The 26,032-nt window shown below is 40.6% G+C and carries 25 protein-coding genes; 9 read left to right on the top strand and 16 right to left on the bottom strand.

Going from position 1 to position 26,032, the window contains the following annotated elements:
- Nucleotides 1–68 precede the first annotated feature (68 nt).
- The gene (locus PIECOFPK_RS04940) at nt 69–2,567 is read right to left on the bottom strand and encodes a YfhO family protein (protein ID WP_330973302.1); all 2,499 of its coding nucleotides are present in this window, start codon (nt 2,565–2,567) and stop codon (nt 69–71) included.
- Nucleotides 2,568–2,688: 121 nt separating this feature from the next.
- On the opposite strand from PIECOFPK_RS04940, the gene PIECOFPK_RS04935 reads away from it, so the two are divergent.
- Nucleotides 2,689–2,991, top strand: coding sequence for a hypothetical protein (locus PIECOFPK_RS04935; protein ID WP_330973301.1), 303 nt, complete (start codon nt 2,689–2,691; stop codon nt 2,989–2,991).
- Complete coding sequence (locus PIECOFPK_RS04930) at nt 2,972–3,775, top strand: queuosine precursor transporter (protein WP_330973300.1); 804 nt, start codon at nt 2,972–2,974, stop codon at nt 3,773–3,775. The genes PIECOFPK_RS04935 and PIECOFPK_RS04930 overlap by 20 nt, the downstream gene beginning before the upstream one ends.
- Before the next feature lie 3 nt (nt 3,776–3,778).
- Here PIECOFPK_RS04930 and PIECOFPK_RS04925 read toward each other — a convergent pair whose 3' ends face one another.
- Together PIECOFPK_RS04925 and PIECOFPK_RS04920 are read right to left on the bottom strand one after the other, a co-directional pair.
- Complete coding sequence (locus PIECOFPK_RS04925) at nt 3,779–4,159, bottom strand: hypothetical protein (RefSeq protein ID WP_330973299.1); 381 nt, start codon at nt 4,157–4,159, stop codon at nt 3,779–3,781.
- Nucleotides 4,160–4,253: 94 nt separating this feature from the next.
- A complete protein-coding gene (locus PIECOFPK_RS04920; protein WP_330973298.1) occupies nt 4,254–4,982 on the bottom strand; it encodes a pyridoxine 5'-phosphate synthase in 729 nt (242 codons plus the stop codon).
- A gap of 75 nt (nt 4,983–5,057) precedes the next feature.
- On the opposite strand from PIECOFPK_RS04920, the gene PIECOFPK_RS04915 reads away from it, so the two are divergent.
- A complete protein-coding gene (locus PIECOFPK_RS04915; RefSeq protein WP_330973297.1) occupies nt 5,058–5,600 on the top strand; it encodes a thioredoxin family protein in 543 nt (180 codons plus the stop codon).
- Nucleotides 5,601–5,805: 205 nt separating this feature from the next.
- Here PIECOFPK_RS04915 and PIECOFPK_RS04910 read toward each other — a convergent pair whose 3' ends face one another.
- Genes PIECOFPK_RS04910 through PIECOFPK_RS04895 form a run of 4 tightly spaced genes read right to left on the bottom strand, consistent with a single transcriptional unit; the run spans nt 5,806 to nt 10,387 of the window.
- Complete coding sequence (locus tag PIECOFPK_RS04910; protein WP_409966648.1) at nt 5,806–6,507, bottom strand: lipoprotein signal peptidase; 702 nt, start codon at nt 6,505–6,507, stop codon at nt 5,806–5,808.
- A gap of 52 nt (nt 6,508–6,559) precedes the next feature.
- Nucleotides 6,560–9,031: a bifunctional UDP-N-acetylmuramoyl-tripeptide:D-alanyl-D-alanine ligase/alanine racemase gene (locus PIECOFPK_RS04905; protein ID WP_409966647.1), complete on the bottom strand. Its 2,472-nt coding sequence runs from the start codon at nt 9,029–9,031 to the stop codon at nt 6,560–6,562.
- 6 nt (nt 9,032–9,037) lie between these two features.
- The gene (locus PIECOFPK_RS04900) at nt 9,038–10,000 is read right to left on the bottom strand and encodes a TerC/Alx family metal homeostasis membrane protein (RefSeq protein WP_409966646.1); all 963 of its coding nucleotides are present in this window, start codon (nt 9,998–10,000) and stop codon (nt 9,038–9,040) included.
- Between the two features lie 33 nt (nt 10,001–10,033).
- The gene (locus PIECOFPK_RS04895; protein ID WP_330973293.1) at nt 10,034–10,387 is read right to left on the bottom strand and encodes a HesB/IscA family protein; all 354 of its coding nucleotides are present in this window, start codon (nt 10,385–10,387) and stop codon (nt 10,034–10,036) included.
- A gap of 280 nt (nt 10,388–10,667) precedes the next feature.
- Here PIECOFPK_RS04895 and PIECOFPK_RS04890 point away from each other — a divergent pair, with 280 nt between their 5' ends.
- Together PIECOFPK_RS04890 and PIECOFPK_RS04885 are read left to right on the top strand one after the other, a co-directional pair.
- Entirely contained in the window at nt 10,668–11,249 is a 582-nt protein-coding gene (locus PIECOFPK_RS04890) for a hypothetical protein (protein ID WP_330973292.1), read from the top strand.
- A 33-nt stretch (nt 11,250–11,282) separates the two neighbouring features.
- Nucleotides 11,283–13,454 carry a cation:proton antiporter gene (locus tag PIECOFPK_RS04885; protein ID WP_409966645.1) on the top strand — a complete coding sequence of 724 codons (2,172 nt, stop codon included), beginning with the start codon at nt 11,283–11,285 and terminating at the stop codon, nt 13,452–13,454.
- Nucleotide 13,455: 1 nt separating this feature from the next.
- Here PIECOFPK_RS04885 and PIECOFPK_RS04880 read toward each other — a convergent pair whose 3' ends face one another.
- Nucleotides 13,456–13,602: a hypothetical protein gene (locus PIECOFPK_RS04880; protein ID WP_330973290.1), complete on the bottom strand. Its 147-nt coding sequence runs from the start codon at nt 13,600–13,602 to the stop codon at nt 13,456–13,458.
- A 12-nt stretch (nt 13,603–13,614) separates the two neighbouring features.
- The gene (locus PIECOFPK_RS04875) at nt 13,615–14,070 is read right to left on the bottom strand and encodes a DUF1569 domain-containing protein (RefSeq protein ID WP_330973289.1); all 456 of its coding nucleotides are present in this window, start codon (nt 14,068–14,070) and stop codon (nt 13,615–13,617) included.
- A gap of 148 nt (nt 14,071–14,218) precedes the next feature.
- Between PIECOFPK_RS04875 and PIECOFPK_RS04870 the strand changes: the two genes are divergently transcribed.
- Nucleotides 14,219–14,818 (top strand): DUF1080 domain-containing protein, encoded by a 600-nt coding sequence (locus tag PIECOFPK_RS04870; RefSeq protein ID WP_330973288.1) that lies wholly within the window; start codon nt 14,219–14,221, stop codon nt 14,816–14,818.
- 101 nt (nt 14,819–14,919) lie between these two features.
- Nucleotides 14,920–16,455, top strand: coding sequence for a glutamate--tRNA ligase (gene gltX / locus PIECOFPK_RS04865; RefSeq protein WP_409966644.1), 1,536 nt, complete (start codon nt 14,920–14,922; stop codon nt 16,453–16,455).
- 77 nt (nt 16,456–16,532) lie between these two features.
- Here the strand turns inward: gltX and PIECOFPK_RS04860 are convergent, their stop codons facing one another.
- The 6 genes from PIECOFPK_RS04860 to PIECOFPK_RS04835 all read right to left on the bottom strand — a co-directional run bounded on the left by PIECOFPK_RS04860 (nt 16,533) and on the right by PIECOFPK_RS04835 (nt 22,188).
- Nucleotides 16,533–17,267 carry a LytR/AlgR family response regulator transcription factor gene (locus tag PIECOFPK_RS04860; protein ID WP_330973286.1) on the bottom strand — a complete coding sequence of 245 codons (735 nt, stop codon included), beginning with the start codon at nt 17,265–17,267 and terminating at the stop codon, nt 16,533–16,535.
- A complete protein-coding gene (locus PIECOFPK_RS04855; RefSeq protein ID WP_330973285.1) occupies nt 17,260–18,300 on the bottom strand; it encodes a sensor histidine kinase in 1,041 nt (346 codons plus the stop codon). Before PIECOFPK_RS04855 ends, PIECOFPK_RS04860 begins: the two co-directional genes overlap by 8 nt.
- Nucleotides 18,301–18,359: 59 nt before the next feature.
- On the bottom strand, nt 18,360–19,142 hold the full coding sequence (locus PIECOFPK_RS04850; protein WP_409966643.1) for a LiaF transmembrane domain-containing protein: 783 nt from the start codon (nt 19,140–19,142) through the stop codon (nt 18,360–18,362).
- A gap of 141 nt (nt 19,143–19,283) precedes the next feature.
- Entirely contained in the window at nt 19,284–20,912 is a 1,629-nt protein-coding gene (gene ade / locus PIECOFPK_RS04845) for an adenine deaminase (RefSeq protein WP_409966642.1), read from the bottom strand.
- Nucleotides 20,913–21,097: 185 nt separating this feature from the next.
- Entirely contained in the window at nt 21,098–21,370 is a 273-nt protein-coding gene (locus tag PIECOFPK_RS04840) for a hypothetical protein (protein WP_409966641.1), read from the bottom strand.
- A 17-nt stretch (nt 21,371–21,387) separates the two neighbouring features.
- A complete protein-coding gene (locus PIECOFPK_RS04835) occupies nt 21,388–22,188 on the bottom strand; it encodes a UbiA family prenyltransferase (RefSeq protein ID WP_330973281.1) in 801 nt (266 codons plus the stop codon).
- 118 nt (nt 22,189–22,306) lie between these two features.
- Between PIECOFPK_RS04835 and PIECOFPK_RS04830 the strand changes: the two genes are divergently transcribed.
- Nucleotides 22,307–23,296, top strand: a complete 990-nt coding sequence (locus PIECOFPK_RS04830; protein ID WP_409966640.1) for an acyl transferase — start codon at nt 22,307–22,309, stop codon at nt 23,294–23,296.
- A gap of 10 nt (nt 23,297–23,306) precedes the next feature.
- Here PIECOFPK_RS04830 and ychF read toward each other — a convergent pair whose 3' ends face one another.
- The gene (gene ychF / locus PIECOFPK_RS04825; protein WP_409966639.1) at nt 23,307–24,404 is read right to left on the bottom strand and encodes a redox-regulated ATPase YchF; all 1,098 of its coding nucleotides are present in this window, start codon (nt 24,402–24,404) and stop codon (nt 23,307–23,309) included.
- Between the two features lie 193 nt (nt 24,405–24,597).
- On the opposite strand from ychF, the gene PIECOFPK_RS04820 reads away from it, so the two are divergent.
- Entirely contained in the window at nt 24,598–25,998 is a 1,401-nt protein-coding gene (locus tag PIECOFPK_RS04820) for a nucleoside recognition domain-containing protein (protein ID WP_330973278.1), read from the top strand.
- Nucleotides 25,999–26,032 lie beyond the last annotated feature (34 nt).

The raw sequence follows: 26,032 nt of genomic DNA, 5'->3' as shown, positions 1-26,032 counted from the left end.
ATTATTGAAGCAATTTTTATCAATGCCAACGACGGACTTAAAGTGATCCAATAAATTAATTGCGATGATTATTCGCCAATGGTTACATCGGCCTTAGGATGCTTTTTATCGGTTTTCCATTGCAAGAAGCACCCACCCAGCACAATGATGATCAACAGCCAAGAACTTAGATAGGAAATATTATCCCCCTTCTTGAATGAAGTCGGCTCAAATACCAGCTTAATTTGATGTTTCCCTTGAGGTACTACCAATCCTCTTAAAACATAATTCGTACGTATAATATCAGCTGGCTTTCCATTTATATAAGCATTCCAACCGGCAGGATAATATACTTCGCTCAATACAATCAATCCTCCAGTTGCAGATTCGGCTTCGTATTCTATTTCATCATTAGTGTATTTTACAAGCTTCACTGTGGCTGTACTATCCGCTGATATTTGTAATCCTGCAGGAATATTCTTTTGCTGCACCACTGCGGTATCTTTCAGATTGGTGATGCCAATAGCCTGTAACTCTTCCACATCGTCGGAAACTGTTTTTATTGCTTTGACAAACCATGCTGCTCCATAAGCGTTTGAATTGGGAATTAATACTTCTTGTCCCTGCTGATCGCGACTAATGATATAGCGGACATCCAGAGCGTTTAAAAGCTGTTCATTAGGTGTTCCGGAGAAATATCTTTCTATCACATCTTGATATAATCTGAGCTTAGCCGGATGATAGCCTAGTGCAGAACGATGGAAATACGAAACTCTGTTACTATTCATTCCTGCTACATCATATACTCGGTAATGAGGATCTTTATCTTTTAAGATTTCCTGATCAATGGCAGTGGGCGTTACTTGAACCTGTACATCATCTTTATATACGTAATGATCATCGCTGAAATATTGCTTGTCAATTACCCACAAATCCAAAAGTGTTACTACAGCCAGTAAGGCCACCCCCACAACCGGACGCAACCAATTTTTCATACAAGCGAATATTACACCCAATACAATGGCCATAAACACCACGCTTCTTAATACCTGACCACCAAACATACTTTGTCTATCGGCCTTTAAGCCCGCCACAATAGCTCTATTGAGCCGGTCCCCACCGTTGGGATCAAGTTGCATTTGCATAATCTGCTGGTCAAAGCCCGAACCATAGCTTTGTCCGATATACAACAGTAACAATACTGCCGTAATACCACCCAAAGTATATAATATATTTTTAAACTGTAATGTTAATTGCTGTCGGGCATCTTTAGCGAAAAACAGGGTATGTACGGCCAACACGGCCATCAAAGGGAGGGTAAGCTGGCAAATGACGAGTGCCATAGATGGCGCCCGAAATTTGTTATACAAAGGCAGATGATCCAGTAAAAATTGATTAAAGCCCAAAAAATATTTACCCCAGCTCATCAGTACAGACAAAATTGTTACTGCTAGAATGGTCCATTTTACAGGACCTCTTACCACCACAAACCCAATAATCGCCAGAATAAAAATAATCGCGCCAATATAAGCAGGTCCCCCCGAATAATCAGGAGGCACCATTCCTCCCCAGTAGGCAGGTAATTGCGATGCAAACTGCGCAGCCTGCATTTCAGGTACCCCAGTCTCTACCAATTTTTCTACAACTTTAGAATCTTCTTTCAATGGAGTACCGCTACTACCGCCCACGGCTTTGGGCATAAGCATAATAATAGGCTCTACTTTGCTCATGCTGTACTGCATAGCATAGTCTGTATCCAGACCTTGAGTAGAGGTAGCTTTTACTTCATTGCCCTGTATTTCCACACTCTTACCGCCGCGCATAGTATATCTTGCATACTCTGTAGTGGTTAAATAAGCCAGGGAGTAACATCCCAATGCTACAAGAGCTGCCACCGCACTAAGCGCCACAGAAATTGCAAAATGTTTAAAGTCTTTATTTTTTATCCAAATAATAATGTAACCAATGGTTACGGCTCCTGCAATCAAGAAAAAGTAATAGGCAATTTGCGGGTGATTAGCCATGAGCTCAAAAACAGCACCGAGCGTAGCTAAAGCCAAACCAATCCAGTACCTTTTATTGAAGATTAGTAGCAATCCTCCTAATAGCAAAGGCATGTAAGCGATAGCCATCATCTTGGTTTCGTGGCCGGCACTTACAATAAGTGGATTATAAGTAGAGTAGGCAAAAGCTAGCGCTCCGAATATACCTACCATCGGATTAAATCGCAGAATAACACATAAAATATAAAAACACACGCAGGCGATAAAAAAGAAATTCATCGGTTTGGGAAGCCATAACCCAATTACTTTATTCAAGTCCACAGGAATAGCACTCCGCCCCTCCATGGCTATCTGATAATTGGGCATACCACTGAACACATTTGTATTCCATAACGGGAGCTTGCCTGTTTTTTCTTTCACTTCATAGGCATTTTGTGCCGACCCCCGCCAACCGATTACTCCCGTATCGTGCTGATCAAGGGTTTTCCCATCCATTACGGGCTTGCAGAATAATGCGGATACTATTAAAAAGACAAGAATCGCTACTACGTGAGGTAAAGCATTTTTAAGCCAACTATTATTCATTATAATAATTTTATTATATACGAAACCAGAACCTGCAAAAGCGCAAATTAAAAATAAAACTATTCTATCTCTCTTAATTTTATACTAAACAAAGTAATGTTATTTTGTACGAAATTCGCCTATGCATTGGCTATTATTTTTGTCTAGAGTAGCGTTTCTTAGCGGAATCGTAATGTTGATAGCCCTCTGCCTTAGCAGCAGTTCATGGTATGATAATCATACATCATTGGAGGTACTGACATTGGCGGGTTATGGACTTGCCGCAATTGCGTTACCCCTTATCAGTGTACTTTATCTCATCATAACACTACGGGATCGCAAACGCATGATTATCGTACCCCGATGGTTAATGCTTTGCAATATTCTTTTTTTCATCATATTTCTAATATTCACCTTCTACATCAATGATCCATACTATCATTAAAGACAAAGCCACGCGGCTATATATTCTGTTAGGCGGGTTTTTTATTGCCAATGCCATTGTTGCCGAAGTCATCGGAGTGAAGATCTTTTCTCTTGAAAAAACACTGGGGATTACGCCTTTTGATATCAACATTCTGGGCACCAGTTTTTCTTTCAATCTTACAACAGGTGTATTACTCTGGCCTGTAGTGTTTATCATGACCGATATTATTAACGAGTACTACGGCATGCGGGGAGTACGGTTTCTATCGGTATTGGCAGCTGCTCTTATTGCTTACACATTTATTATGTTTCAAGGAGCAATAAGCCTGAAGCCGGCCGACTTCTGGACTGTCAACTACATGAATCAGCATATTAATGATGCCAACGATGCCTACCGTGTTATTCTGGGGCAAGGTTCCTGGATTATTATCGGTTCGCTTACGGCATTTTTGGTAGGTCAGATTCTAGACGTCTTTATTTTTCACAGCATAAAGAAAGCTACAGGAGAAAAAGCTATATGGCTGAGAGCTACTGGTAGCACGCTGGTTTCGCAGCTGATAGACAGCTTTGTGGTACTGTTTATTGCATTCTACGTAGGTCCGCGTGTTAATACGGATCAAGGAGAACCCTGGAGCTTAAGATTGGTGCTGGCTATTTGCGTGGGCAATTACATTTATAAATTCATCGTGGCAATAGTTATGACGCCGGTTATTTATCTGGCACATGGACTGATCGATAAATATTTGGGGACCGAACTTGCCGCTAAAATGAGAAAAGATGCTATGCTGAAGGATAACTCCTAAAAATTACCTACGACGACGCATATCGGTATTTTTATCATATACAGGAAGCGGAGGGTCGGGTTGTTGCTTGATCCAGATAGTTACCTGTTTGGTTTGCAAGGTATCGGACCGAAGTGTAGCAGTAACCGTCACTTTTTTTACAGCAGGCGATTCGGGCAAGATCAAATTATTACCCTCGAAAGTACCATAGTCTGATTTAAAGAGGATATCGCGAGAAGTAAGCGGACGCCAACTACCGTCAGTCATTTTAGCATCCACATTGATATAATTATGCGTTCCTTTTTTTAGGCTGTCGGTGTATAAGTGAAAATGAATACTCTCTATCTTCTGCCCTTGAACAGCTAATGAAAACAAACACAATAGTACTCCAAAAATGTATCGCATCTTATATATTATCCTCCCTTTATTTGACGATAATTAGGGTTCAAAGGTTGTGAGCACATAGGAAACGTGCAGAACCAGCTATGCCTCCTCCATCTTAGGATCCCGACACGTTTAACTGTCTTTTATAAAGCTGAATGGTATTCTCAAATCCATAATACAATGCATCACAGATTAATGCATGTCCTATGCTCACCTCATCCAACCAAGGTATTTGCTGTGCCAGATAACGAAGATTCGTAAGATCCAAATCATGGCCGGCGTTCAGTCCCAACCCTAATGCTTTAGCCTTTTTCGCCGCTTCGAGATAAGGAGCAATAGCTTTCTCGCGATTGGCAGCATAATGCCGGGCATAACCTTCTGTATACAATTCAATCCTATCGGTACCGGTTTCCGCAGCTCCTTCCACCATTCTAATGTCTGGATCTACAAAAATAGAAACCCTAATGCCCGCATCTTTAAAAATACGAATGGTATCCCTAAGATATTGTTTATGTGTAATGGTATCCCAACCATGATCGGAAGTGAGCTGATTTAACGCATCCGGTACTAGAGTAACCTGGTGAGGCTTCACCTCCAAGACTAGATCAATAAACTTCTGCTCCCGACAGTTGCCTTCGATATTAAATTCAGTAGTTAGCACTTTTTTCAGCTCCCGTACATCGGCATAACGAATATGGCGCTCATCAGGCCGAGGATGCACCGTAATCCCATCCGCTCCAAAGCGTTCAGCATCAATAGCCATTTTAACTACGTTGGGATTGTTTCCGCCGCGGGAATTTCTGAGCGTAGCGATTTTGTTTATATTTACCGAGAGTTTGGTCATTTTACTTAATATTTTTGCTGTTATTCGTATCCCAAAGCATTGTAAAAAAGATGCGTGCTTTTATAAATAACAACTATGATTAAAAAACTGTTCTTCTTATTATTGATCAGCACCGTAATGATTAAAGCTGACGCACAACAAACACCTCCTTCCGCTCAGACGGTTTTATCAGAAACATTTAGCAAAGCTAAAGCAGAAAAAAAGAATGTGTTCATAATTTTTCATGCATCTTGGTGCGGATGGTGCCGAAAAATGGATGCTTCCATGAATGATACCACCTGCAGAAAGTTTTTTCAGGATAATTATGTAATAGAACATCTGACCGTATTCGAATCACAAGACAAAAAACATCTTGAAAATCCCGGTGCAGAAGCGCTTATGCTAAAACACTCTGGTGGTAAAACAGGTATTCCCTTCTGGATTATTTATGATCCCGCCGGAAATGTACTGGCCACAGCGTTGACACCCGAGGGGAACAACACTGGCTGTCCTGCATCTGAGTCGGAAGTCAGCTACTTTATTTCGGCACTTAAAAAAAGTGCTCCCTTGGACGAAGCCATGGGAAAAGCGATCTATGAACGTTTCAGAAGAAATGAAATAAGGCGCAGAGCGCAATAATTTCTCTTCTCTTGACAAAAAGCTGTGAAAACTGTCCTCCCGAATAAGGCTGATTCTTATTGGTAGTTAATTGTGATGAATAGTTTATGATGAGCACAACGGCTCTTTATGTAATGTATTAACCGCCTCATACTTCGAAATATTACATGGCGGCCTTTAAAACACCATAGGTCCGCGGAGTATGTTTCGATAAGACTTGTTTTAATCAGGAGATATCAGCTTTGTACGTCTCAGGTTGAGATGGCTCCTGCAGCTCCCCTGCTTTTCTATAAAACTTCTTTTGAAAAACAAGTAAGGTGATGACACCGGTAGAGATCGCCACATCAGCCACATTAAATATAGGACTAAAAAATTCGAAGTGTTTGCCCCCTAGCCATGGAATCCATTCAGGATAGGTAGTACTAATAATGGGGAAATACAACATATCCACTACACTTCCACGCAGGAAGGATGAATATCCCTTACTACCCAGCGTGGCCACCCCAGAATAATACTGATCTACGTAATCCCCAATTACAGGATCGTAATGATACCCTTTATCAAATATCATCCCGTAAAACATGCTGTCGATAAGGTTTCCCAGTGCACCAGCATAAATCAACGATACACAGATCATGAAACCTCTTGAATATTTCTCTCGGGCAAACTTAACCAGTAGCCAACTACCGAAAATTACGGCAGCCAATCTAAATAGCGTTAAAGCAATTTTTCCGCCATCATGACCAAACTTCCATCCCCAAGCCATACCGCTATTTTCGATAAAATGAATGCGGGCCCAGCTCCAGCCAAAAATGCGAGTAACTTCGCCTATGGGGAAGTGGGTTTTAATGTAGATCTTAGATGCCTGATCCACAATTAGCACCAATATAATTATGAGTATACACGTACTTAACTTTCCTACCTTCATAGTCTCGCAAAGATGCCCTTAATTTTTATATTTTTCGGTTAAAATTTACGGTTTATTCGCTCCAATATACACGTTTTACCCGTTGCGAAATGCCCGTCATGATTTCATAAGGAATTGTATCCATTCTTTCTGCAAGCTCTTCAAGGGGAAGTCCATTACCGAACACAATCACATCATCCCCCTCCTTCACACCTTTGATGTGAGTAATATCAATCATGACCATATCCATACAAACGGTACCTACTACGGGAGCCTTTTTATTCTTAACCAGCATATATCCTACCCCATTACCCAAACGCCGATAATAACCATCGGCATAACCGATACGTACCGTAGCGATCACTGTATCTTTCTTAATTACACCACGTCGGTTATAACTCACCGTATCGCCTTTTTTCAGCTGTTTAACCTGAGCAATGGTAGAACGCAGTGTCAACGCAGGCTGTAATTTTTTACGGATTCTTTTATCGCCGATACCGTATAGGCCTATACCTAACCGCACCATATCCAATTGCAATTTCGGGAAACGGGCAATGGCCGATGAGTTGGCAATATGGCGTAGAAACGAGTAACCCACCCACTCCTTTATGGTCTCTGATGCAGTCATCAGCTTTTCATACTGCTGCAGCGTAAAAGCATCTTCCACTTTATCCTCGCTCGCTGCCAGATGAGAAAATACAGACTGAATATGCAAATAAGGATTATTTTTCAAACGTTGTGCCAGAAGGGGAACATCGGCCGTATCAAAACCTAAACGGTTCATGCCGGTTTCCACCTCAATATGTATCGGATAATTTTTTACACCAATTTTTTGTACATGCCTCTCGAACGCTTCCAGCATGGTAAAAGAAAAAATATCGGGCTCCAGATTATATTCGGTAATAGAGTCGAAAGCACTTTCTTCTGGGTTGAGCACCATTATCGGTAAGGTGATGCCGGCCTTACGTAGTTCAACACCTTCATCAGCATAAGCTACACCCAGATAATCGGCTTTATGGTATTGCAGTAGACTTGCTATTTCCGTACCACCACTTCCATACGCAAATGCTTTTACCATTACCATCATCTTAGTGGTGGGCTTCAATATTTCTTGATATATTCTGAAATTATGAGCAATTGCATTTAGATTTATCTCTAAAATAGTTTGATGCAATTTCTGCTCCAGTTGGGCTACAATCTCTTCAAATTCGAAGATACGCGCTCCTTTTACCAATATAGCCTCATCCTTGAAATGAAGCGTATGTATATGACGAAGAAACTCCTTCGTAGATGCGTATGTGGAAAAATCAGTTAGTGACGACTTCTTTTCACCGATAAGCCTGGGCAACCAAGTCTGCATTTGTGGACCAATGCCAATCAATCTTTTTATCTTATGCTTTTCTATCTGACTTAAAATGGTACAATAAACCTCTTCCACATTTTTGCCGGTCTGCAGAAAATCGGATAGAATAGCAGTTTTATTAAATCCCCGCGATTGTTGTTGCAAAAAGTCGAGTGCTATAGAAAGAGAATCTGTATCGGCGCTATAACTATCGTTAATGATAATACAGTTGTTGATCCCCTTTTTAAACTCTAAACGCATATTTACCGGCTGTAAATGGCGCATGCCGGACTGAATATCCGCAATATCGATTTTCAAGCACAACAACACGGCACAGGCAGTAAGGGCATTTTCGATAGAAGCATTATCAGTAAAAGGAATGGTTATTTCGAAACGCTGCTTTTCGTATCGCAACCGTATGGTGGTATCAGACTTATCATTTTTTATACTTGCAATACGCAATTGACTATCGCGATGTTTTCCCCAGAAAAACGCAGGCAGTTGTTTTTTGACTATCGTATCTCTTATCAAACGATCGTCTGCATTAGCAATTATAATTTTTGCTGTCTTAAATAACTCCAGCTTTTCTTCCAATTTTTCTGCATTGCTTTCAAATCCTTCACTATGCGCTGCACCGATATTGGTAAGGACCCCTATTGTAGGCCTGATAATGCGATAAAGTCGTTCCATCTCGCCACGGCAACTGATACCAGCCTCAAAGATTGCCAAATTGTTATGTGGTTCCATCTGCCACACACTTAGCGGAACGCCTATCTGAGAGTTATAACTTTTAGGACTTCTTACAATATTATAATGATGTTGTAATAATTGATACAGCCATTCCTTTACAATGGTCTTACCATTGCTTCCTGTTACGCCGATTACCTCCCATTGAAACTGCTGCCGATGATAGGCCGCGATAGTTTGCAAGGCCTCCAGTACATTCGATACTTTTAAAAATACAGCCTTAGGAAAGTTTTTTTTAGAGAACGGCTCCGATACCACAAAGTACCGCACCCCCTTTTTATATAATTCGGGTATAAATGCATGTCCATCGCGTCGCGAACCACTTAAGGCAAAAAACAATGATGAATCGGGATGTACGAGCTTACGACTATCGGTAAGCAATGTATCAATCATCACATCCGGTATATCGTGTAGGGATAATTTTAAAAGCTTAGCTATTTGGGGTAATGCGTACATGCTTACTTAATTACTATCTCCGGTATTCTCAGGCACCTGCTTACGTTTATCATAAATGGAATAAACCATACTGCCTGTAATACACACCACAATCACCACCAGCGAAATCAGCACCTGCTCAAATTTAGTAAACCATTGAGAAATCCAGTGTTCCCCTAACATTTTCAGGCCTATAAAGACCAGCACTATAGCAATTCCCTGCTGTAGATAATCAAATCGTGTAGCAGCTCCTTTCAACAAAAAGAACAAGGCTCTTAATCCCAATACAGCAAAAATATTGGAGGTATATACTACCATTTTATGCGTAGAAATTCCCATTACAGCCGGAATAGAATCCACTGCAAAAACCAGGTCTATTATGGCAAGCATCATTACCACTACAAAAAGTAAGGTGTATTTCTTTTTACCATTCTCACGGATGATATATCGGCCTCCTCCATCATGAGGAACTAGAGGTAATGCTTTTTTCATCCATTTGTATGCAGAATGATTGTGTGGGTCCATTTCCTCCTCCTCATCCGTGATGAACATTTTAATACCTGTATAGAGTAGGAATGCCCCAAACAAATACAATATCCAATGAAAGCGACTCACCAACTCCACGCCAAGCGTTATAAAAATAATTCTGAAAATAATGGCCATCAGCACACCAAATAACAGCACCCGTCCATAATAGATCTCTTTTACCTTAAAAGAATTAAAAATGAGAATAAAGACAAAAATATTATCAATACTGAGGCTTTTCTCCATTAGATAGGCACTCAGATACTCCAAGGCAACCGTCTGATCTTCCTCATAAAGCAGAAAAACACAAAACCCCAAACCCAGTACCAACCAGAAGACAGATTGCCACAATGCTGTTCTAATAGTAATGACGGTGTTTTTTTTGCTGAATAGCCCCAGATCAAATATTAAGGCAATAATGATGACAATGAAAAAAACTAGATAAGAGATCTGATCGGGTGTCATGTATATGCAGGAAGAATAATTTGAAGATTTTATTTATACAGAAAAACTCTCTCCGCAAGCGCAGGTGCGTGTTGCATTGGGATTATGAAAATGGAAACCCTTTCCATTCAGCCCTTCAGAAAAATCCAAGGTTGTACCCAAGAGATACAACAAGCTTTTCATATCGGTAACAATTTTAATACCGTTGTCTTCAAATACGAGATCCTTGGGTTTTTCTTCGCTGTCAAAATCAAGCTTATAGCTTAGCCCGGAACAGCCCCCGCTCACTACACTGACGCGCAAAAAACGACTTTTATCCTTGTTGTCATCTACAGCAAGAATTTGCATAATGCGCGCCCTGGCGGCATCACTCACTTTGATACTATCTGAAGGCCATGTATTGTTCATAACTCAAACTTAAAACACATCTATGCGTCACGCTCCAGGTTTCCAGCAACGAAACACTGATAAATTTAGTAGCCTACAAAGTTACCATAAATATCAATAAAACAGCTAAGCGGAATTATTAATGAACGACAGTCCTCATCATCAATATATATTTAACAATGACTTATAAGTATTTACGACACAACATCCTATATTCACGGAATTATATGCTGGCAGATATATGGAATTGCTTTATATTTAACCTATTCATATACTATCCGTAAAATATTCAATTAAGACCATGAAACTACTTTTACCCATTTTCAGCCTGCTTTTGCTCTGCTGTACATCGTGCGGACTGAATGAGCAACAACAATTGCTGAAACAAAAAGAAGCCGAAATGCACCAAAAACAACAGGAGCTTTTGCTTTGGGAACAAAGGTTGCTGGAAAAAGAAAAGCTTCTGGACGAACGTGAATATAAACTGGATAGCACTAAAAAAGAACTGGATTCCGTAGCCATCCACCGGCCTTCCATCGAAGGTAGGTGGCAGGTAAAAATGCAGTGTGTAGAAACATCCTGCGACGGATCGGCCATCGGTGATGTAAAAATCGAGCAATGGGAATTTGAACGCAGCGATAATGATAACATTATTATAGTAAAAGCCTACACTGGCAAAAATCTTACCCGAATCTATAGCGGGTCTTATACCTATAGTGGCCTAAAATTGGTGGATAACGCCTCTGCAGGCGGCTCTACTGCAATTGAAGCAACACTCCGCATTCTTAAAGAAGGGAAAATGGACGGGTTGCGTGAAATTATAGCGCCAAACTGTAAAACGACTTACTCGCTATCGTTGGACCGCATTAAGACGAACGAATAACTTAATGAAGCATTCCGAACTTAAAAAAATTATATGGTAGCATTACTATCATCGCTGGATCTATCCTTACCACTGACAAACCCGGTTATCATTTTTGCCCTGGTGTTGTTTATTATCCTATTTGCACCCATTTTATTCAGCAAGATAAAAGTTCCCCATATTATTGGGCTCATTATAGCCGGTGTATTGGTGGGCCCTCACGGTCTCAATCTGCTAAGGCGTGATACCAGCATTGTATTGTTCGGAACAGTAGGATTGCTATACATTATGTTTCTGGCGGGTTTGGAAATTGATTTGGCCGAATTCAAAAAAAATAAAAAAAAGATTCTTGTATTCGGATTAATCACCTTCCTATTGCCATTTATATTCGGCACCTTGGCATCTTATTATATATTGGGTTATAGTTTGCTATCGTCCATGCTGCTAGCCAGTATGTTTTCTTCGCACACGCTGGTGGCTTACCCTATAGCCAGTAAATATGGAGTAATCCGTAACCGCGCCGTAGCCATGGCGGTGGGAGGCACTATGGTTACAGATACCGGTGCCTTATTGATACTGGCGGCTATAACAGGAATGGCTAAGGAACAAGTATCTTCTGCATTCTGGGTACAGTTGGGGCTTTCGGCGGTGATATTTGTATGTATTGTGTTGTTTCTGTTTCCTATTATTATACGTTGGTTCTTTAAAGAATTTGAAGACAGTGTATCGCAATACATTTTTGTGTTGGGGATGGTATTTCTGGCTTCGTTTCTGGCAGAAGCGGCAGGTATTGAAGCCATCATTGGAGCGTTCTTTTCGGGGCTGGTATTGAACCGCTTTGTTCCCCATACTTCGGCCTTAATGAATCGTATCAATTTCGTAGGTAATGCCATTTTCATCCCATTCTTTTTGATCAGTGTGGGTATGCTAGTGGATGTAAAGGTGTTGGTAAAAGGCTGGGGAGCACTGAAAGTTGCCTCTGTTATCATTTTTACGGCGGTCATCACCAAGCAGCTTGCTGCTTGGATTACACAAAAAATATTTAAGCTAACCCCATCGGAAGGGAAAATGCTTTTTGGACTGAGTACCTCGCATGCGGCAGCCACCCTAGCCATTATCTTGGTGGGTTATAATATCATCATCGGGGAAACCATGACGGGAGAACCGATAAGATTATTGAATGAAGATATACTGAATGCTACCATCTTGCTGATCTTGGTGAGTTGTGGTATTGGTTCATTTGTCACTGAAAAAGCGGCCAAAGATCTAGCCTTGCAAGAAGAAGCCGGCAATACAGAAACTACTAGCGATACCGGCGAAAAAATATTGGTATCGATGGCTTATCCGGAAATCATTAATGCTTTGGTTGACTTTGGCATCTTACTTAAAACCCAAAAAAGTCAAGCTCAGTTATACGGTCTTCATATAGTAGACGAAGAAGGAGAAACTAAGAACACTGCGGGGAAAGGCAAAAAAATGTTGGATCAAGCTGTGTCTTATGCCATTGCTTCCGACACGAAAATGACACCCCTCATACGTTACGACTCTAGCATCAGCAACGGAATTGTATACACGATCAAAGAACAAAGCATTACCGATATAATCATTGGCCTGCACAAAGGAGCTGATGAAAAAGTGTTCTTCGGAGACATCACCGAAAATATTCTGAAACGTGTATATGAAACGATATACATCTACAAACCTGCGCAGCCGATTAATACATTAAAGAGAATGGTAGTGGTCATACCTCCAAATGCCGAAACAGAGCCGGGATTTGTTCATTGGGTGCACAAACTTTATGAAATGGCCAAAGAAGCCGGCATGAAAATAAATTTTTACGGCACAGACGCAACCCTTTCTGCCATTGAAAACCTGATACGCCATAATAACGGTTCTTTGCAACCGGGTTATAATAAGTTTGATCAGTGGGACGATTTTCTAATATTTACCCGAGAGCTTACTGCAAATGATTTGTTTATTATCATTTCATCGCGTCGGGGCTACAGCTCCTATGTTCCACAACTCAATAAACTTCCGTATTATCTGTCCAATTATTTCAGCAAACACAGTTACCTGATTCTTTATCCCAAACAACTGGATACAGGCATTAATATGGAAGATATTCAACAAGCGGATGGCAAACTTATCGAAACCCTTAGCGAACAACTGGATGTCATCAATAAAGCCGGTAAGTTTATCCGTAGAAAACTGTGGAAGAAAAAATAAACTAGTATTTATACATACCGTATGCATTCGCCTTCCCATGGTCGGCTAAGGCTGTGCTATAATGCATTTTCTTACCACTCAACAGTATAATAATACAAACAGAAGTGTAAGCATGTATATAACTACCCCATAACAATGAATTCTTCATAGTTCGAGCTATTCACACGCCAAACTGCTGCAGATGATGATCCAGATGCTTGGAGTATAAATTATTCCATTCCTGCACCGTTAGCGGCCCAAAGGATGGCGATTCACGGCCATCAAAAAAAGCGGGCCCTAATTCCAGCGTTCTCTTTAAATTCTCGATAAGACGTTGTTTTTCTTTTTGAAAATCTCTTCTATCTGCGATTATAAAGGAAGGAGCAGTACGTGTATTACGAGGATAAGGCTTTTCTCCTACCACCAGTTTTTTCACAAAGGTCTTAAGCAGCCACCGCGTGAGACCTTTTCGCCTAGGATGTTTCTCGGGCTCGTATACCATTTCATAGGCTACATTCAGATGGGCAAGCATTTGATCCACGCTCATCTTTCCCCATAACGGTTTCGATTCGGGAGTGAGTTTTTCAATACGATCAATAAATTGCTGTACTCCCTCCTCAGAAAAAATATTAATCATATGGAAGATTTTTTGCGAATGTACACCATCAATAGATGCCAAAGAATAACAAACCGATTCTGCCCCTAAAAAATCCCCTTCGAATTCCTATGCTTTTAAAAATGAAACTTCTTATCTTGCTGACAGAAAAAACATCAAAGTATATAAAATGAAAAAGATTCTTTTCCTCATTGCGATAGCTTTATTTACGTTGACTACCGTACAGGCTCAGCGTACCATTGCGCTTTTCAACGGATATAACCTAAACGGATGGACCGTTCACGGCACCGAAAAATGGTATGTTGAAAAGGGGCAACTGGTGTGTGAAAGCGGCCCTGACAAGCAATACGGATATTTATCTACCGACACTTCCTTTAAAAACTTTGAACTCACCCTAAAATTTAAACAGGAAGCCAACGGCAATAGTGGTGTATTTTTTCGCTCTTCCATAGAAGGCGTGAAGATCAGCGGCTGGCAGGTGGAAGTAGCCCCTTTGAACCAACATACAGGTGGTATTTATGAATCTTACGGACGCGGCTGGCTGGCAAAACCTAAACCCGAAGATGAAAAATGGCTCAAACCCGGGAAATGGAATACCCTGAAGATTCGGGTGGTGGATGATAGAGTCACTACTTGGTTGAACGGGCATCAAATGGTAGATCTTACCGATTCTAAAATCGGTGCCGGCCGAGGATTTATCGCTTTGCAAATCCATGATGGCGGTGGCATTAAAGTGCGCTGGAAAGATATTTTCCTTACCGAACTGTAATCTTTTTCTAAAAGTCAGATAATAGTCAAATACGCAGCCGATTTCTACAAATCGGCTTTTATTTTGCGCTTTTGTGTACAAATGCAATGTACATTTGCGCCATGAGCGATAAAAAAGTTAGAGTACGTTTTGCCCCCTCTCCAACAGGGGGATTGCATCTTGGTGGCGTTAGAACAGTTTTGTTCAACTATCTTTTTGCCAAAAAGCATAAAGGCGACTTCATATTACGTATAGAAGATACCGACCAAACCCGGTTCGTTCCCGGAGCAGAAGAATACATATTTGAATGTTTGAAATGGACAGGCTTACAACCCGACGAAAGTGTAGTGCATGGCGGTAATTACGGCCCCTATCGGCAAAGCGAAAGAAAAGAAAAATACCGCTTATATGCTGAGCAATTGGTAGCGCAGGGATATGCTTATTATGCATTTGATACACCGGAAGAATTGGAGAAAATGCGCACACAGAACCGAACTGAGGATAATCCTTCTCCGCAATATGACCATAAGGTACGTATGAGCATGCGCAACTCACTTACCCTTTCTCAAGAAGAAGTGCAGCGCCTGATAGATAGCAATACCCCTTATGTTATCCGTATTAAAATGCCCGAAAACGAAACCGTAACTTTTACGGATATGATTCGCGGCGAGGTAAGCTTTAATACTTCTTTAGTAGATGATAAAGTGCTGTTAAAGGCCGATGGCATGCCCACCTATCATTTGGCTGTAGTAGTGGACGATTATTTGATGGAAATATCACACGCTTTTAGAGGGGAGGAATGGCTGCCCAGCGCGCCCGTGCATATTTTGCTGTGGGAATATTTATTTGGATTGGATAAAATGCCCCAGTGGGCACATTTCCCACTTATCTTAGGTCCTTCAGGTAAACTCAGTAAGCGAGACGGCGCCAAATATGGCTTCCCGGTATATGCTATGAACTGGACTGACCCTCGTAGTGGAGAACTGACGGAAGGTTTTAAGGAAAAAGGATTTTTACCCGAGGCTTTCATCAACCTACTGGCATTACTGGGATGGAACGACGGATCGGCACAAGAAATTTTTTCCTTAGAAGAGCTTATCGACAAGTTCTCTATGGATCGTATACATAGTGCTGGCGCAAAATTTGATTATGAAAAAGCCAAATGGTTCAATCATGAATGGATAAAGAAATCCGATGCATCTCATTTATTGCCCCATGTAAAACAAGTTTTGAAAAGCAAGGATATTGCTGTTGCTGACGATACATTATTGCAACAAGTTATTAACCTTGTAAAGGACCGCTGCACACTGCTTACTGACTTTTATGAGCAGGCAGCCTACTTCTTCCGTCAGCCTCAAGAATACGATCTGCAGGCCATTCTTCCTAAATGGAGTGAAGAGAAGAATTTGTTCTTTGCCGAACTGATACGTAATTACCAACTGGCACCGCTTTGGGATGCACAGGAACTGGAACGCAACTTTAAGGAAATTGCAGCAACGAATCATTTAAAACCCGGAGAAGTGATGTTGCCACTGCGTATTATGCTGGTAGGGGGAAAATTCGGACCGGGCGTTTTCGACATAGCTCAGTTTCTAGGTAAGGAAGAAACTGTCAAAAGAATCGAACACGTATTAGCGCTGATTGCATCAGCAAAATAAGACTATACATAATATATATTTCAACCATGAAAATCGTAAACACCCTTTACTTTTTTCATGGTTGATTTTTTATATCCTTATAAGCCCAATACGGCTTTTAGTTTGCCATAACCATTACGGCTTACATTGATTTTTGCACCGCTTTTGAGTATGGCTACATGCCCATCTTTCTCATAAGGATCAATACGGGTAATTTCTTGCACATTCACAATGTAAGAACGATGGCAGCGCACAAACATATCGGCCGGCAGGAACGACTCAAAATAAGTCATGGTTTTATTTTTCAGAAAATACCCCTCCTTGGTAAATATTTTTACAAAATCATCTGCGGCTTCGAGATACAACACTTCTTGTACCGGAATGATTTTAATTTTACTTCCGTTCTTCACCACAATCCTGCTATTGATGCCGGGCAACTGAGTATCGTTCAACAATTCTTTAGTATTTTCTACATTGGGCTTGTGCTGTGCCAGAAACTTTGCTACGGCCTTGTCAAAACGCTCCTGATCGAAAGGCTTTAGCAGATAATCTACTGCATGCGCTTCAAAAGCCTTGATGGCGTACTCGTCAAATGCTGTAGCAAATATTACAGCAGGAGGATTTTCAACTAGCTCCAACATTTCAAAACCCGTAATCTTAGGCATCTGAATGTCCAGAAAGATTAGGTCTGGCTGATGTTCCTGTATAGCTTTTAACCCTTCAAAACCATCACCACACTCTGCTACCACCTCCAATTCGGGATGCTTTTTCAGATATTCCTTAACCATACTTCTTGCCAGGAACTCATCGTCTATGATAATTACTTTACTCATTGCTTTGGGGTATTTTTACTGTAGTATCAAAGATAGTATCTTGAGCGTTAGTTACTAACAAATCATTTCTTGCAAACAACAAGTACAATCGCCGCTGTATGGAAGAAAGCCCAAAACCGGTGCCTTTCTTGGGCATGGCCGTTTCGGGATCAAAAGGATTTTTAACACTAATTACCAGATAATTCTGCTCCAACATGCAATCAATAGTAATCAGCGTCTGTCCGGTTGTATCATACAAGCCGAATTTAATAGCATTCTCCACAATTGGCTGCAACAATAATGTGGGTAAGAGCGCTTGCTTACATTCGTCTGGCACGTTTATAGCTGTTTGCAATCTATTTCCGAAACGCACTTTTTCTATTTCCAAATATAAATTCAGATACCCAATTTCTTCCTCCAGTGTTACCATCTGAGATTCTTCTTTCTTAAGTGTACCACGCAGAAAATCGGAAAGTTGTTGCACCATCTTTCGGGCTTGCTGAGGATCTAAGCCTATCAGTGCATTAATAGAATTAAGACTATTGAATAAAAAGTGAGGCTGCAACTGTTGACGCAGTTTGAAGAGTTCTGCTTCGCGCGAAAGCGCTTCTACATCTAACTTCCGCTGTTCTTCCTTCTGTCTCTCCTGCCAGCTATACCATAAAATGGATGCAGTAACTACTATGGTTAATATCACAAAGGCAAAAGCAAATCTTACGATAAGCGAATTGCGCAAAAATGATAAATAAGCCACTTCATTATTAAATACAATGCGCAGAAAGCTATTGGAGATAAACAACCATAATAGCGATAGTACCAATGAGGATACCAAAATGCCTACAAACTGATAGGCTGTAGGCATGTAATATTTTATAATATTCAATACGAGTAGGCTGCTCAGTAGTAGTAGCGTAACACTGATAAGGCTATCTCCCCAGCAGATACCTGTAGGGAACCCCAGTCTTTTTAAGATGTACACCTGAATTCCTACAAGCGCGGCCCAACCCGCCAAAAGAGATATAATGACTTTTTTTTCTGAAAGAGGAGAAGACATTAATTATCCGGATAAGTAATTAATAACCTAATAATAGCTGCATCAGGCTGCAATATTGTTTAAAAACTTTTGATATCAACTCCACCAAAAATTACGGTGCCTTTTATAATCAATGTTTTACTATTCTCAGAAGGTGCAGGTGCTAGGCGCTTGCGTTTATCCTTCACCTCTCCCATTACGGCTACGGCTTCCGATATTACATTCCAGTGCGAGGGAATGATCAACGTGGCGCCACCAAAGAATACGGTCACATCTAGCACGGCAATTCCTTGAAGATCGGCCTGAGAAAGATCGATTTCACTACCCCCGAAAATATTAGTCATATCTCCGCCCTGAAAGGTCTTGGAAAAAATTTTCTTCTTAGTACCACCAAAAACGGAGGTAATGTCCAGAAAGTCCTGACCGCTCAGTCCAGGTACAGGATTTCCGTTTTCATCCAATATAAAATATTCCTTGTTGCCTCTAGGGCGAAAAATAAAGAATAGCCCGGCACCTATAAGTACTATGGGTAAAATAAACTTCTGCAATCTGCCGAAGACAAAATATTCATCTACAAGAAAAAGTACGCCAATCATGGTAAGCACCAACCATGCAGCTCCCTCAAAATTTCTACGTGCCCCTACAAAAGCTCCCAACGCTATGAGAAACATCTGCCAGGAGAGTATGAAATCGGGTATGCGCACCCCCATCATATTCAATAATAAAATCATACCAAGGGCTACCAAAAAACCGCCAATCCATATACGGCCCTTTGATCTTCTGGGACGAAATTCCGGAGCAGGGGGCTGACCTATCGGCTCATTATTATTATATATTTCAGTACGGTATGTATTCTCGCTCATTTTTATAAATTTTAGGTAAAAATAGCAACGTATTGCTGTTGCTACAACACATTTATTGTGTATAAACTTAATATATCGGTGAACGACATACTAATGGCGGTGAAAAGACGGTGATTTTTTCAATTTCCTCATAGCAACCGACTAAATAAAGGCGAATTTTACTCCGTCAAATAGCCCTTTATCGCTTAGTTTGAGCTCTGGAATTACCAGCAAGGCCATAAAAGAAAGCGTCATAAAGGGAGCGCTTAAGGTACTCCCCATTTCCTTGGCCATGGCATCAATAGCCGTATAAGCTTGGGCCACCTTGTAGCCATCGTCCAAACTCATCAATCCGGCCACCGGAAGAGGTAATATCATTTCCTGCACTTTTGCACCAGAAGTTACAGCGCTGACACCTCCTTTATACTGTATAATAAGATTTACTGCACGACAGATGCTTGCATCGTCGGTACCTACCGCAACAATATTATGGCTGTCATGCGCCACTGACGAAGCAATAGCACCGTTTTTTAAACCAAAACTTTTAATAAACGCTCTAGCCACCGGAGCCTCAGCATAACGGTTCACCACAGCAATTTTGAGAATATCACGATCTATATCGCTCACTGCATTGCCGTCCTGTATTTTAGGAGTTTCCTCTATACGATGCGTAATTAATTGTCCATCCAATGCCTCAATTACGTGAATTTTCTGCGAGTCGGACAAAGGGATAGCAAAATCTTCGGGAGCTTTAAAGGAACAATTAAAATTATTAAGACTGGTGGCCTGAGGAGATGTAATCAATGTTTCACCATTATTTGCCACCAGCTCTCCGTTGATATACGTTTGAAGTACTTCAAAACTTGTAAGGTCTTTAATCAAAACAAAATCAGCCGGATCTCCTTCCTTTAACAACCCCACATCGAGGTGGTAATGGCGAACGGGATTGACACAAGCTGCCTGTAAGACATGAAATACATCAATACCTTTCGCTACTGCCCGTGCACAAAGCTGATTGATATGCCCTTCAGCAAGACTATCCGGATGTTTATCATCGCTGCAAAACATGATTTTGTCGGGGTATTCATGTAGCAGATCGATCAGTGCTTCAAAATTCTTAGCGGCGCTACCTTCCCGTATCACAATCTTCATTCCTGCAGATAGCTTATCCAGGGCTTCTTCAGCAGTAAAGCATTCATGATCGGTACTGATACCGGCGCTGATATACTTCTGAGCCGCCTCACCTCTTAATCCCGGTGCATGACCATCGATGGGCTTTCCCAAGTCTTGAGCAGCTTTTATTTTGTGCATCACTTCGGCATCTCCATTCAGCACGCCCGGAAAATTCATCATTTCACTCAAGTATCTTATTTCTTCTTTCTGAAGTAGTGCTTTTACTTCATTTACTCCCAATACGGCACCTGCGGTTTCAAAGGTAGTAGCCGGCACACAGCTAGGGGCACCAAAGTTGAATTTAAAAGGAACTGTCTTGCCATTTTCAATCATGAACTCCACTCCCTGCATTCCGCATACATTGGCTATTTCATGAGGGTCGCTTACAGTAGCCACTGTACCATGTACCACTGCCAATCGCGCAAACTCGGAGGGAATGAGCATGCTGCTTTCGATATGTACATGACTGTCCACAAAACCCGGAAGTAAAAACGGAGCATGGGGCTCAGAAGCAGTAAGGGGAACAATGGCACTAATCCTGCCGTTTTCAACCTGTACTTTGGCCGGATATATTTTCCGTTGATCTATATCAACCAAATTTCCAGTTATTACAAACACATTAATGAGGTTTAGAAATAACGAATAATCATTATGGTAATATCGTTACCACTGCTTCAAACTTACTCATTATTCCTAATAAAAAGTACAGCATGAAACGTATAGTAATAAAATGGATGTTACTATTTCCTTTTGAGAATAAAGAAATAGTGTCTACTTAGTTTTCGGTAAAGGGCTTTGTTAAATTAGTTTTCTTGTAAACCGGCTTCCAGTTCTGCTACCAGTTGTTCCTTATGTTGTCCGATCCATTCAGGAAGTGGTTGATTGGCGGTTAATGACCATTCGTTATCTTCCTTACTCAGTCTGAAAAAAAGACGATTCCCTCTTTCATCAGCCGTATCTACATCAAATACATACTCTCCAGCATTATTGTTTTTCTTGTAGTTAAACTCTCTTAATCTGCCTTGTATCTTTACTAATCTGGTAAAATGTATTACTTTGACAAACGAAGTGTTCATTTTCCCTCCTTTTTAACCTAACTTAATATTGCACTTCTCATCATTATTTTAAGAAAATACAATATTGGCGAGAACGCCATTAACCCGTCTAAGGTAAAATAAAATAAGTAATCATTCTTAGTTTTTATGGCACGATGATACAATACGTAAGTTAAGAATGTAGGAATCAATAAAATAAAATTATCCACAGTTCCTTCCAGATAATAATAAGAAAGCACTATTGATAAAATGATATTAAGTATGATAATGATATCAAAAATAATTTTCAGTTTAGAAAAAGGTAGTAACGTAACCAAACTCTTAATGCCAATAGATTTATCAAATTCTTTATCTCTGATATCAAACAAAATGCATATTGGAAAAATCAATGTAAAACGATTGAGAAAAAACAAAGTATGAACTGTTTGCCACTCCCTCTCTGTGATAAGAAGCGGCAGTGCTGAGGTTACATAGGTCCACATCAATGCCAACAAAGCGGTTTTGGCTAAAATAAATTTTTTCAAAGAAGTAAAAGGACGAAAAGGAAATTTCGGTGCAGTATAAATGAGAGTGAGGACTACTGCCGGTAGGATCCATTTGATGTAACTCAACTCCTTCATCAAAAAATAAATACATCCCACTGCACTAATTATAAAAAACAATGCATGTACATTTTTATATTTTGCCAGCCATGATGTACGCGCATCCGTTACTTCAACAGTTTCATCGGTCAAATACCAGTGAATACTATAACTCGCTAATGTAGAAAAAAAGATAAAGCCTATAAAAGACAACGGCGGGAACTCATCTGTGAATAAATGCATAGTATATGCTGTCATCACCACAGCACATAAGGCTATGAATATATTGCTGAATATAATAAAATCAAAAATGCTGTTCTTATAGGGAGACGACAATTATTAGAGTATTTTTGCTGGTCAAAATTATTTAAATCTGATGTACAATCATAAAAATCTGGAAGAAAAGGTTTTTGATGGCCCTTTTGACGAAGTGGTATTGGAGGTATTCAGATTTCAATATGAAAACAATCAGATCTATCGTGCTTATGTAGATGCGCTGGGTAAAAATGTTGCCAATATCCATACAGCTGATGCCATTCCTTTTTTACCTATTCGCTTTTTCAAAACGCAGCGAGTAATAACCACACAGTTTGATGCAGAAGTAGTATTCGAAAGCAGTGGCACTACCGAAACCACCAATAGTAAACATTTCATAAAAGATAAAAGCATTTATGAAAGAAGCTTTTTAAACGGATTTCGGCAATTTTACGGTGATGTGAAAGATTGGTGCATTCTAGGCTTGCTACCTTCTTATCTGGAACGCAGCCATTCGTCGCTGGTTTATATGGTGCAGCAGCTGATAGAAAAAAGCAACCATCCGAAAAGTGGATTTTATTTATATGATTTTGGACAATTGGCGTCCGTAATACGGCAACTCGAAGCAGATAAACAATGCACCTTGCTTATTGGCGTTACCTTTGCCTTATTGGATTTTGCGGAGCAATTCCCTATGCCCCTGAAATATACTACCATTATGGAAACGGGCGGCATGAAAGGTCGTAGAAAGGAGCTGATTAGAAACGAGGTACATGACTACTTACAAAAAGCTTTTGGCCCTCAGCCTATTCACTCAGAATATGGTATGACCGAGCTCCTGTCTCAAGCGTATTCTAAAGGTAATGGTATTTTTAAATCACCACCATGGATGCGCATACTGATAAGAGATGAAGATGATCCACTAACGATCAAACAATCCATTAACGGAAAAGCACGCGGCGTGATTAATATCATCGATCTGGCCAATATCTACTCCTGTAGTTTTATTGCTACAGACGATTTGGGCGTTTTATATGAAGACGGTTCGTTTGAAATTACCGGCCGTAGGGATCATAGTGATCTACGTGGATGCAGTCTTCTGACTTTATAAGATCGAGATATCATACATTAAATCTAAAGTGCATAATATCTCCGTCCTGCACTATATACTCTTTGCCTTCTATCCTCAGTTTTCCTGCTTCTCTACAAGCCGCTTCGCTCTTATACTGCATAAAATCTTCGTAAGATATTACTTCAGCTTTGATAAATCCTTTTTCAAAGTCTGAGTGTATAACACCGGCACATTGAGGCGCTTTCCAACCATTGTGAAAGGTCCAGGCTCGCACTTCTTGCACACCGGCTGTAAAATAGGTCTTCAGTCCTAACAGTTTGTAAGTAGAGCGAATCAAGCGGTTCAGTGCGGGTTCTTTCATCTGATACTCTTCCATAAACATCGCCTTATCATCTGCATCTTCCATTTCGGCAATCTGTGCTTCAATGGAATTATTCATCACAATCATTTCCGCACCTTCATCATCGGCCACCTTTTTAAGCGCCTCAGAGAATTTGTTACCTGTATGCATAGAAGGCTCATCCACATTAGCTACATAAAGCACCGGTTTTTCAGTAAGCAGGAATAAATCGGCAATTACGGCTTTTTCCTCTTTGCTCAGATCTAATGAGCGAATGCTCTTTCCCTGCTCCAGGTGGGCTTTACAACGTTGTAGTACAGCTACCTCATCTCTAACTTTAGGATCACTTTTTGCCTGCTTCTCCTTCTTTTGAATTTGCTTTTCTACGCTTTCCAGATCCTTTAACTGCAGCTCTGTATCAATAATTTCCTTATCTCCAATCGGATTGATAGGCCCTTCCTCACGTAGGATATTTTCATCCTCAAAACAACGAATCACGTGAATAATGGCATCTACCTCTCGAATATTAGCTAGAAATTTATTTCCCAAACCTTCCCCCTTACTGGCACCTCTTACCAGTCCGGCAATATCTACGATTTCGATTTGTGTAGGCACGGTACGCAATGGTTGTACCAGCTCGGCCAGTTTATCCAGTCTCTCATCCGGTACATCTACCAACCCTACATTAGGTTCAATAGTACAGAACCTATAGTTACTAGCCTGAGCTTTGGCGCTATTGCTCACTGCATTAAACAAAGTTGATTTCCCAACATTGGGCAATCCTACTATACCTGCCTGTAATGCCATTATTTATGTACGATTTTTAGTTTTTAAATAAAGTTCGCAAAGGTACGATTTCTAACATTGATATCACAACCTATTCGGAGATAGCAGCCAGTTCAACGACACACAGTTTGTTTTTCGGTCATTTTTCTATTAATAGGCATCTCCCCTCACAAAAGTTATTTTTGTACCTGCAGTTTTGTTATTTTTACTGCTTATGGTATTAAGCAGAATATGGAGCGCTTTTATTATCATAGCGCTGACTGTAGCCTTAGGACGTTATGTCTTCCAACCCGATCAGAAGCAGATTTTTACGCACATGGTCACGGGAAAAAGTGGCGATACAACTTATGTGAAAGATATTGACCCTTCGCAATTACCTCAACATATACATGACCAAATCGCAAACGGTCAGATTGTTAAATGGGATGGACATAATATTGTAGCTACTGAAGACGGACGCTACAAAGCATTTGATTTGCAAGCTACCAATGGTGTTTTTGAAACTACCAAGGATGCAGTCAACCTCTGCATCAATCTTATTGGTATTATGGCCCTATTTCTGGGTTTTATGAATATAGCCGAACAGGCTGGGGGTATACGATTTCTGTCGAGAATTATAGGACCTTTTTTTTCAAAAATATTTCCCGATGTACCTAAAGATCACCCCGCCATGGGGCATATGGTAATGAATTTCTCGGCTAATCTGCTAGGTCTCGACAACGCTGCCACTCCTTTTGGTATTAAATCGATGGAAAGTCTGCAGCAGTTAAATCCTAACAAAGACCGAGCTACCAATGCTCAAATCATGTTTCTTTGTTTACATGCATCAGGACTGACCCTGATTCCTACTACCATCATCGCAGACCGTGTAGCATTGAAGTCGCAGTTCCCTACAGAAATCTTTATTCCTTGTATGATTGCCACTTTTGTGGCTACTATAACTGCACTTACTGTGGTTTCGTTTAAGCAAGGTATCAAAGTATTTCAGCCTGTTATAATAGGATGGGTAATGGGTATTACTGCCCTTTTTGTAGGGTTGATTTTATACGTAAGAACTTTGGATATAAAAGGTGTACAACTATTCTCCAGCAGTCTCAGTAACGGGCTTATTCTGCTAATTTTTCTACTCATTATTGCCGGAGCCCTTTATAAGAAAGCCCCCATTTTCGATGCTTTTGTTGATGGTGCGAAGGGAGGATTTGAAACCGCAATCAAAATCATCCCTTATTTAGTAGGACTGCTAGTTGCAATTAGTCTATTACGCAACAGTGGAGCCTTTGATTTCATCATGGATGGAATCAAGGCCGGATTTACTTTCCTTGGAGGAGATGCCCGCATTGTAGATGCGCTGCCAACGGCTATTCTCAAGCCGTTTAGCGGTAGCGGCGCCAGGGCGATGATGATTGATACGCTCAAAACCCATGGAGCCGACTCTTTTACAGGCAATCTGGCATCGGTATTCAGAGGCTCTGCCGACACTACTTTCTATATTATTGCTGTATATTTTGGTGCTGTAGGTATCAAAAATACACGCTATACTGTGGGCGCTATGTTGCTGGCCGACCTGGCTGGTGTTATCACTGCTATTGCTATAAGCTATCTGTTTTTTGCGTAATTTAATGAGAGGAACCGCTAATAGTTTTTGACTG

The sequence above is a fragment of the Chitinophagaceae bacterium C216 genome (genome assembly GCA_028485475.2).
In the GTDB taxonomy this organism is placed as follows: domain Bacteria; phylum Bacteroidota; class Bacteroidia; order Chitinophagales; family Chitinophagaceae; genus Niabella; species Niabella composti.
Note: the sequence above shows the minus strand (reverse complement) of the source record. Positions and strands in the feature narration are given on the sequence as shown.

What these genes read in the sequence shown, in the direction of transcription:
- PIECOFPK_RS04905 (WP_409966647.1), bottom strand. Translation starts at nt 9,031, where the DNA reads ATGTACGCATTACCCCAAATAGCTAAGCTTTTAAAATTATCCCTACAC.
- PIECOFPK_RS04935 (WP_330973301.1), top strand. Translation starts at nt 2,689, where the DNA reads ATGCATTGGCTATTATTTTTGTCTAGAGTAGCGTTTCTTAGCGGAATC.
- PIECOFPK_RS04930 (WP_330973300.1), top strand. Translation starts at nt 2,972, where the DNA reads ATGATCCATACTATCATTAAAGACAAAGCCACGCGGCTATATATTCTG.
- PIECOFPK_RS04925 (WP_330973299.1), bottom strand. Translation starts at nt 4,159, where the DNA reads ATGCGATACATTTTTGGAGTACTATTGTGTTTGTTTTCATTAGCTGTT.
- PIECOFPK_RS04900 (WP_409966646.1), bottom strand. Translation starts at nt 10,000, where the DNA reads ATGACACCCGATCAGATCTCTTATCTAGTTTTTTTCATTGTCATCATT.
- PIECOFPK_RS04910 (WP_409966648.1), bottom strand. Translation starts at nt 6,507, where the DNA reads ATGAAGGTAGGAAAGTTAAGTACGTGTATACTCATAATTATATTGGTG.
- PIECOFPK_RS04870 (WP_330973288.1), top strand. Translation starts at nt 14,219, where the DNA reads ATGAAAAAGATTCTTTTCCTCATTGCGATAGCTTTATTTACGTTGACT.
- gltX (WP_409966644.1), top strand. Translation starts at nt 14,920, where the DNA reads ATGAGCGATAAAAAAGTTAGAGTACGTTTTGCCCCCTCTCCAACAGGG.
- PIECOFPK_RS04915 (WP_330973297.1), top strand. Translation starts at nt 5,058, where the DNA reads ATGATTAAAAAACTGTTCTTCTTATTATTGATCAGCACCGTAATGATT.
- PIECOFPK_RS04820 (WP_330973278.1), top strand. Translation starts at nt 24,598, where the DNA reads ATGGTATTAAGCAGAATATGGAGCGCTTTTATTATCATAGCGCTGACT.
- PIECOFPK_RS04890 (WP_330973292.1), top strand. Translation starts at nt 10,668, where the DNA reads ATGAAACTACTTTTACCCATTTTCAGCCTGCTTTTGCTCTGCTGTACA.
- PIECOFPK_RS04920 (WP_330973298.1), bottom strand. Translation starts at nt 4,982, where the DNA reads ATGACCAAACTCTCGGTAAATATAAACAAAATCGCTACGCTCAGAAAT.
- PIECOFPK_RS04875 (WP_330973289.1), bottom strand. Translation starts at nt 14,070, where the DNA reads ATGATTAATATTTTTTCTGAGGAGGGAGTACAGCAATTTATTGATCGT.
- PIECOFPK_RS04830 (WP_409966640.1), top strand. Translation starts at nt 22,307, where the DNA reads ATGTACAATCATAAAAATCTGGAAGAAAAGGTTTTTGATGGCCCTTTT.
- PIECOFPK_RS04940 (WP_330973302.1), bottom strand. Translation starts at nt 2,567, where the DNA reads ATGAATAATAGTTGGCTTAAAAATGCTTTACCTCACGTAGTAGCGATT.
- PIECOFPK_RS04885 (WP_409966645.1), top strand. Translation starts at nt 11,283, where the DNA reads ATGGTAGCATTACTATCATCGCTGGATCTATCCTTACCACTGACAAAC.
- PIECOFPK_RS04835 (WP_330973281.1), bottom strand. Translation starts at nt 22,188, where the DNA reads ATGACAGCATATACTATGCATTTATTCACAGATGAGTTCCCGCCGTTG.
- ychF (WP_409966639.1), bottom strand. Translation starts at nt 24,404, where the DNA reads ATGGCATTACAGGCAGGTATAGTAGGATTGCCCAATGTTGGGAAATCA.
- PIECOFPK_RS04850 (WP_409966643.1), bottom strand. Translation starts at nt 19,142, where the DNA reads ATGAGCGAGAATACATACCGTACTGAAATATATAATAATAATGAGCCG.
- PIECOFPK_RS04880 (WP_330973290.1), bottom strand. Translation starts at nt 13,602, where the DNA reads ATGAAGAATTCATTGTTATGGGGTAGTTATATACATGCTTACACTTCT.
- PIECOFPK_RS04855 (WP_330973285.1), bottom strand. Translation starts at nt 18,300, where the DNA reads ATGTCTTCTCCTCTTTCAGAAAAAAAAGTCATTATATCTCTTTTGGCG.
- PIECOFPK_RS04860 (WP_330973286.1), bottom strand. Translation starts at nt 17,267, where the DNA reads ATGAGTAAAGTAATTATCATAGACGATGAGTTCCTGGCAAGAAGTATG.
- PIECOFPK_RS04895 (WP_330973293.1), bottom strand. Translation starts at nt 10,387, where the DNA reads ATGAACAATACATGGCCTTCAGATAGTATCAAAGTGAGTGATGCCGCC.
- PIECOFPK_RS04840 (WP_409966641.1), bottom strand. Translation starts at nt 21,370, where the DNA reads ATGAACACTTCGTTTGTCAAAGTAATACATTTTACCAGATTAGTAAAG.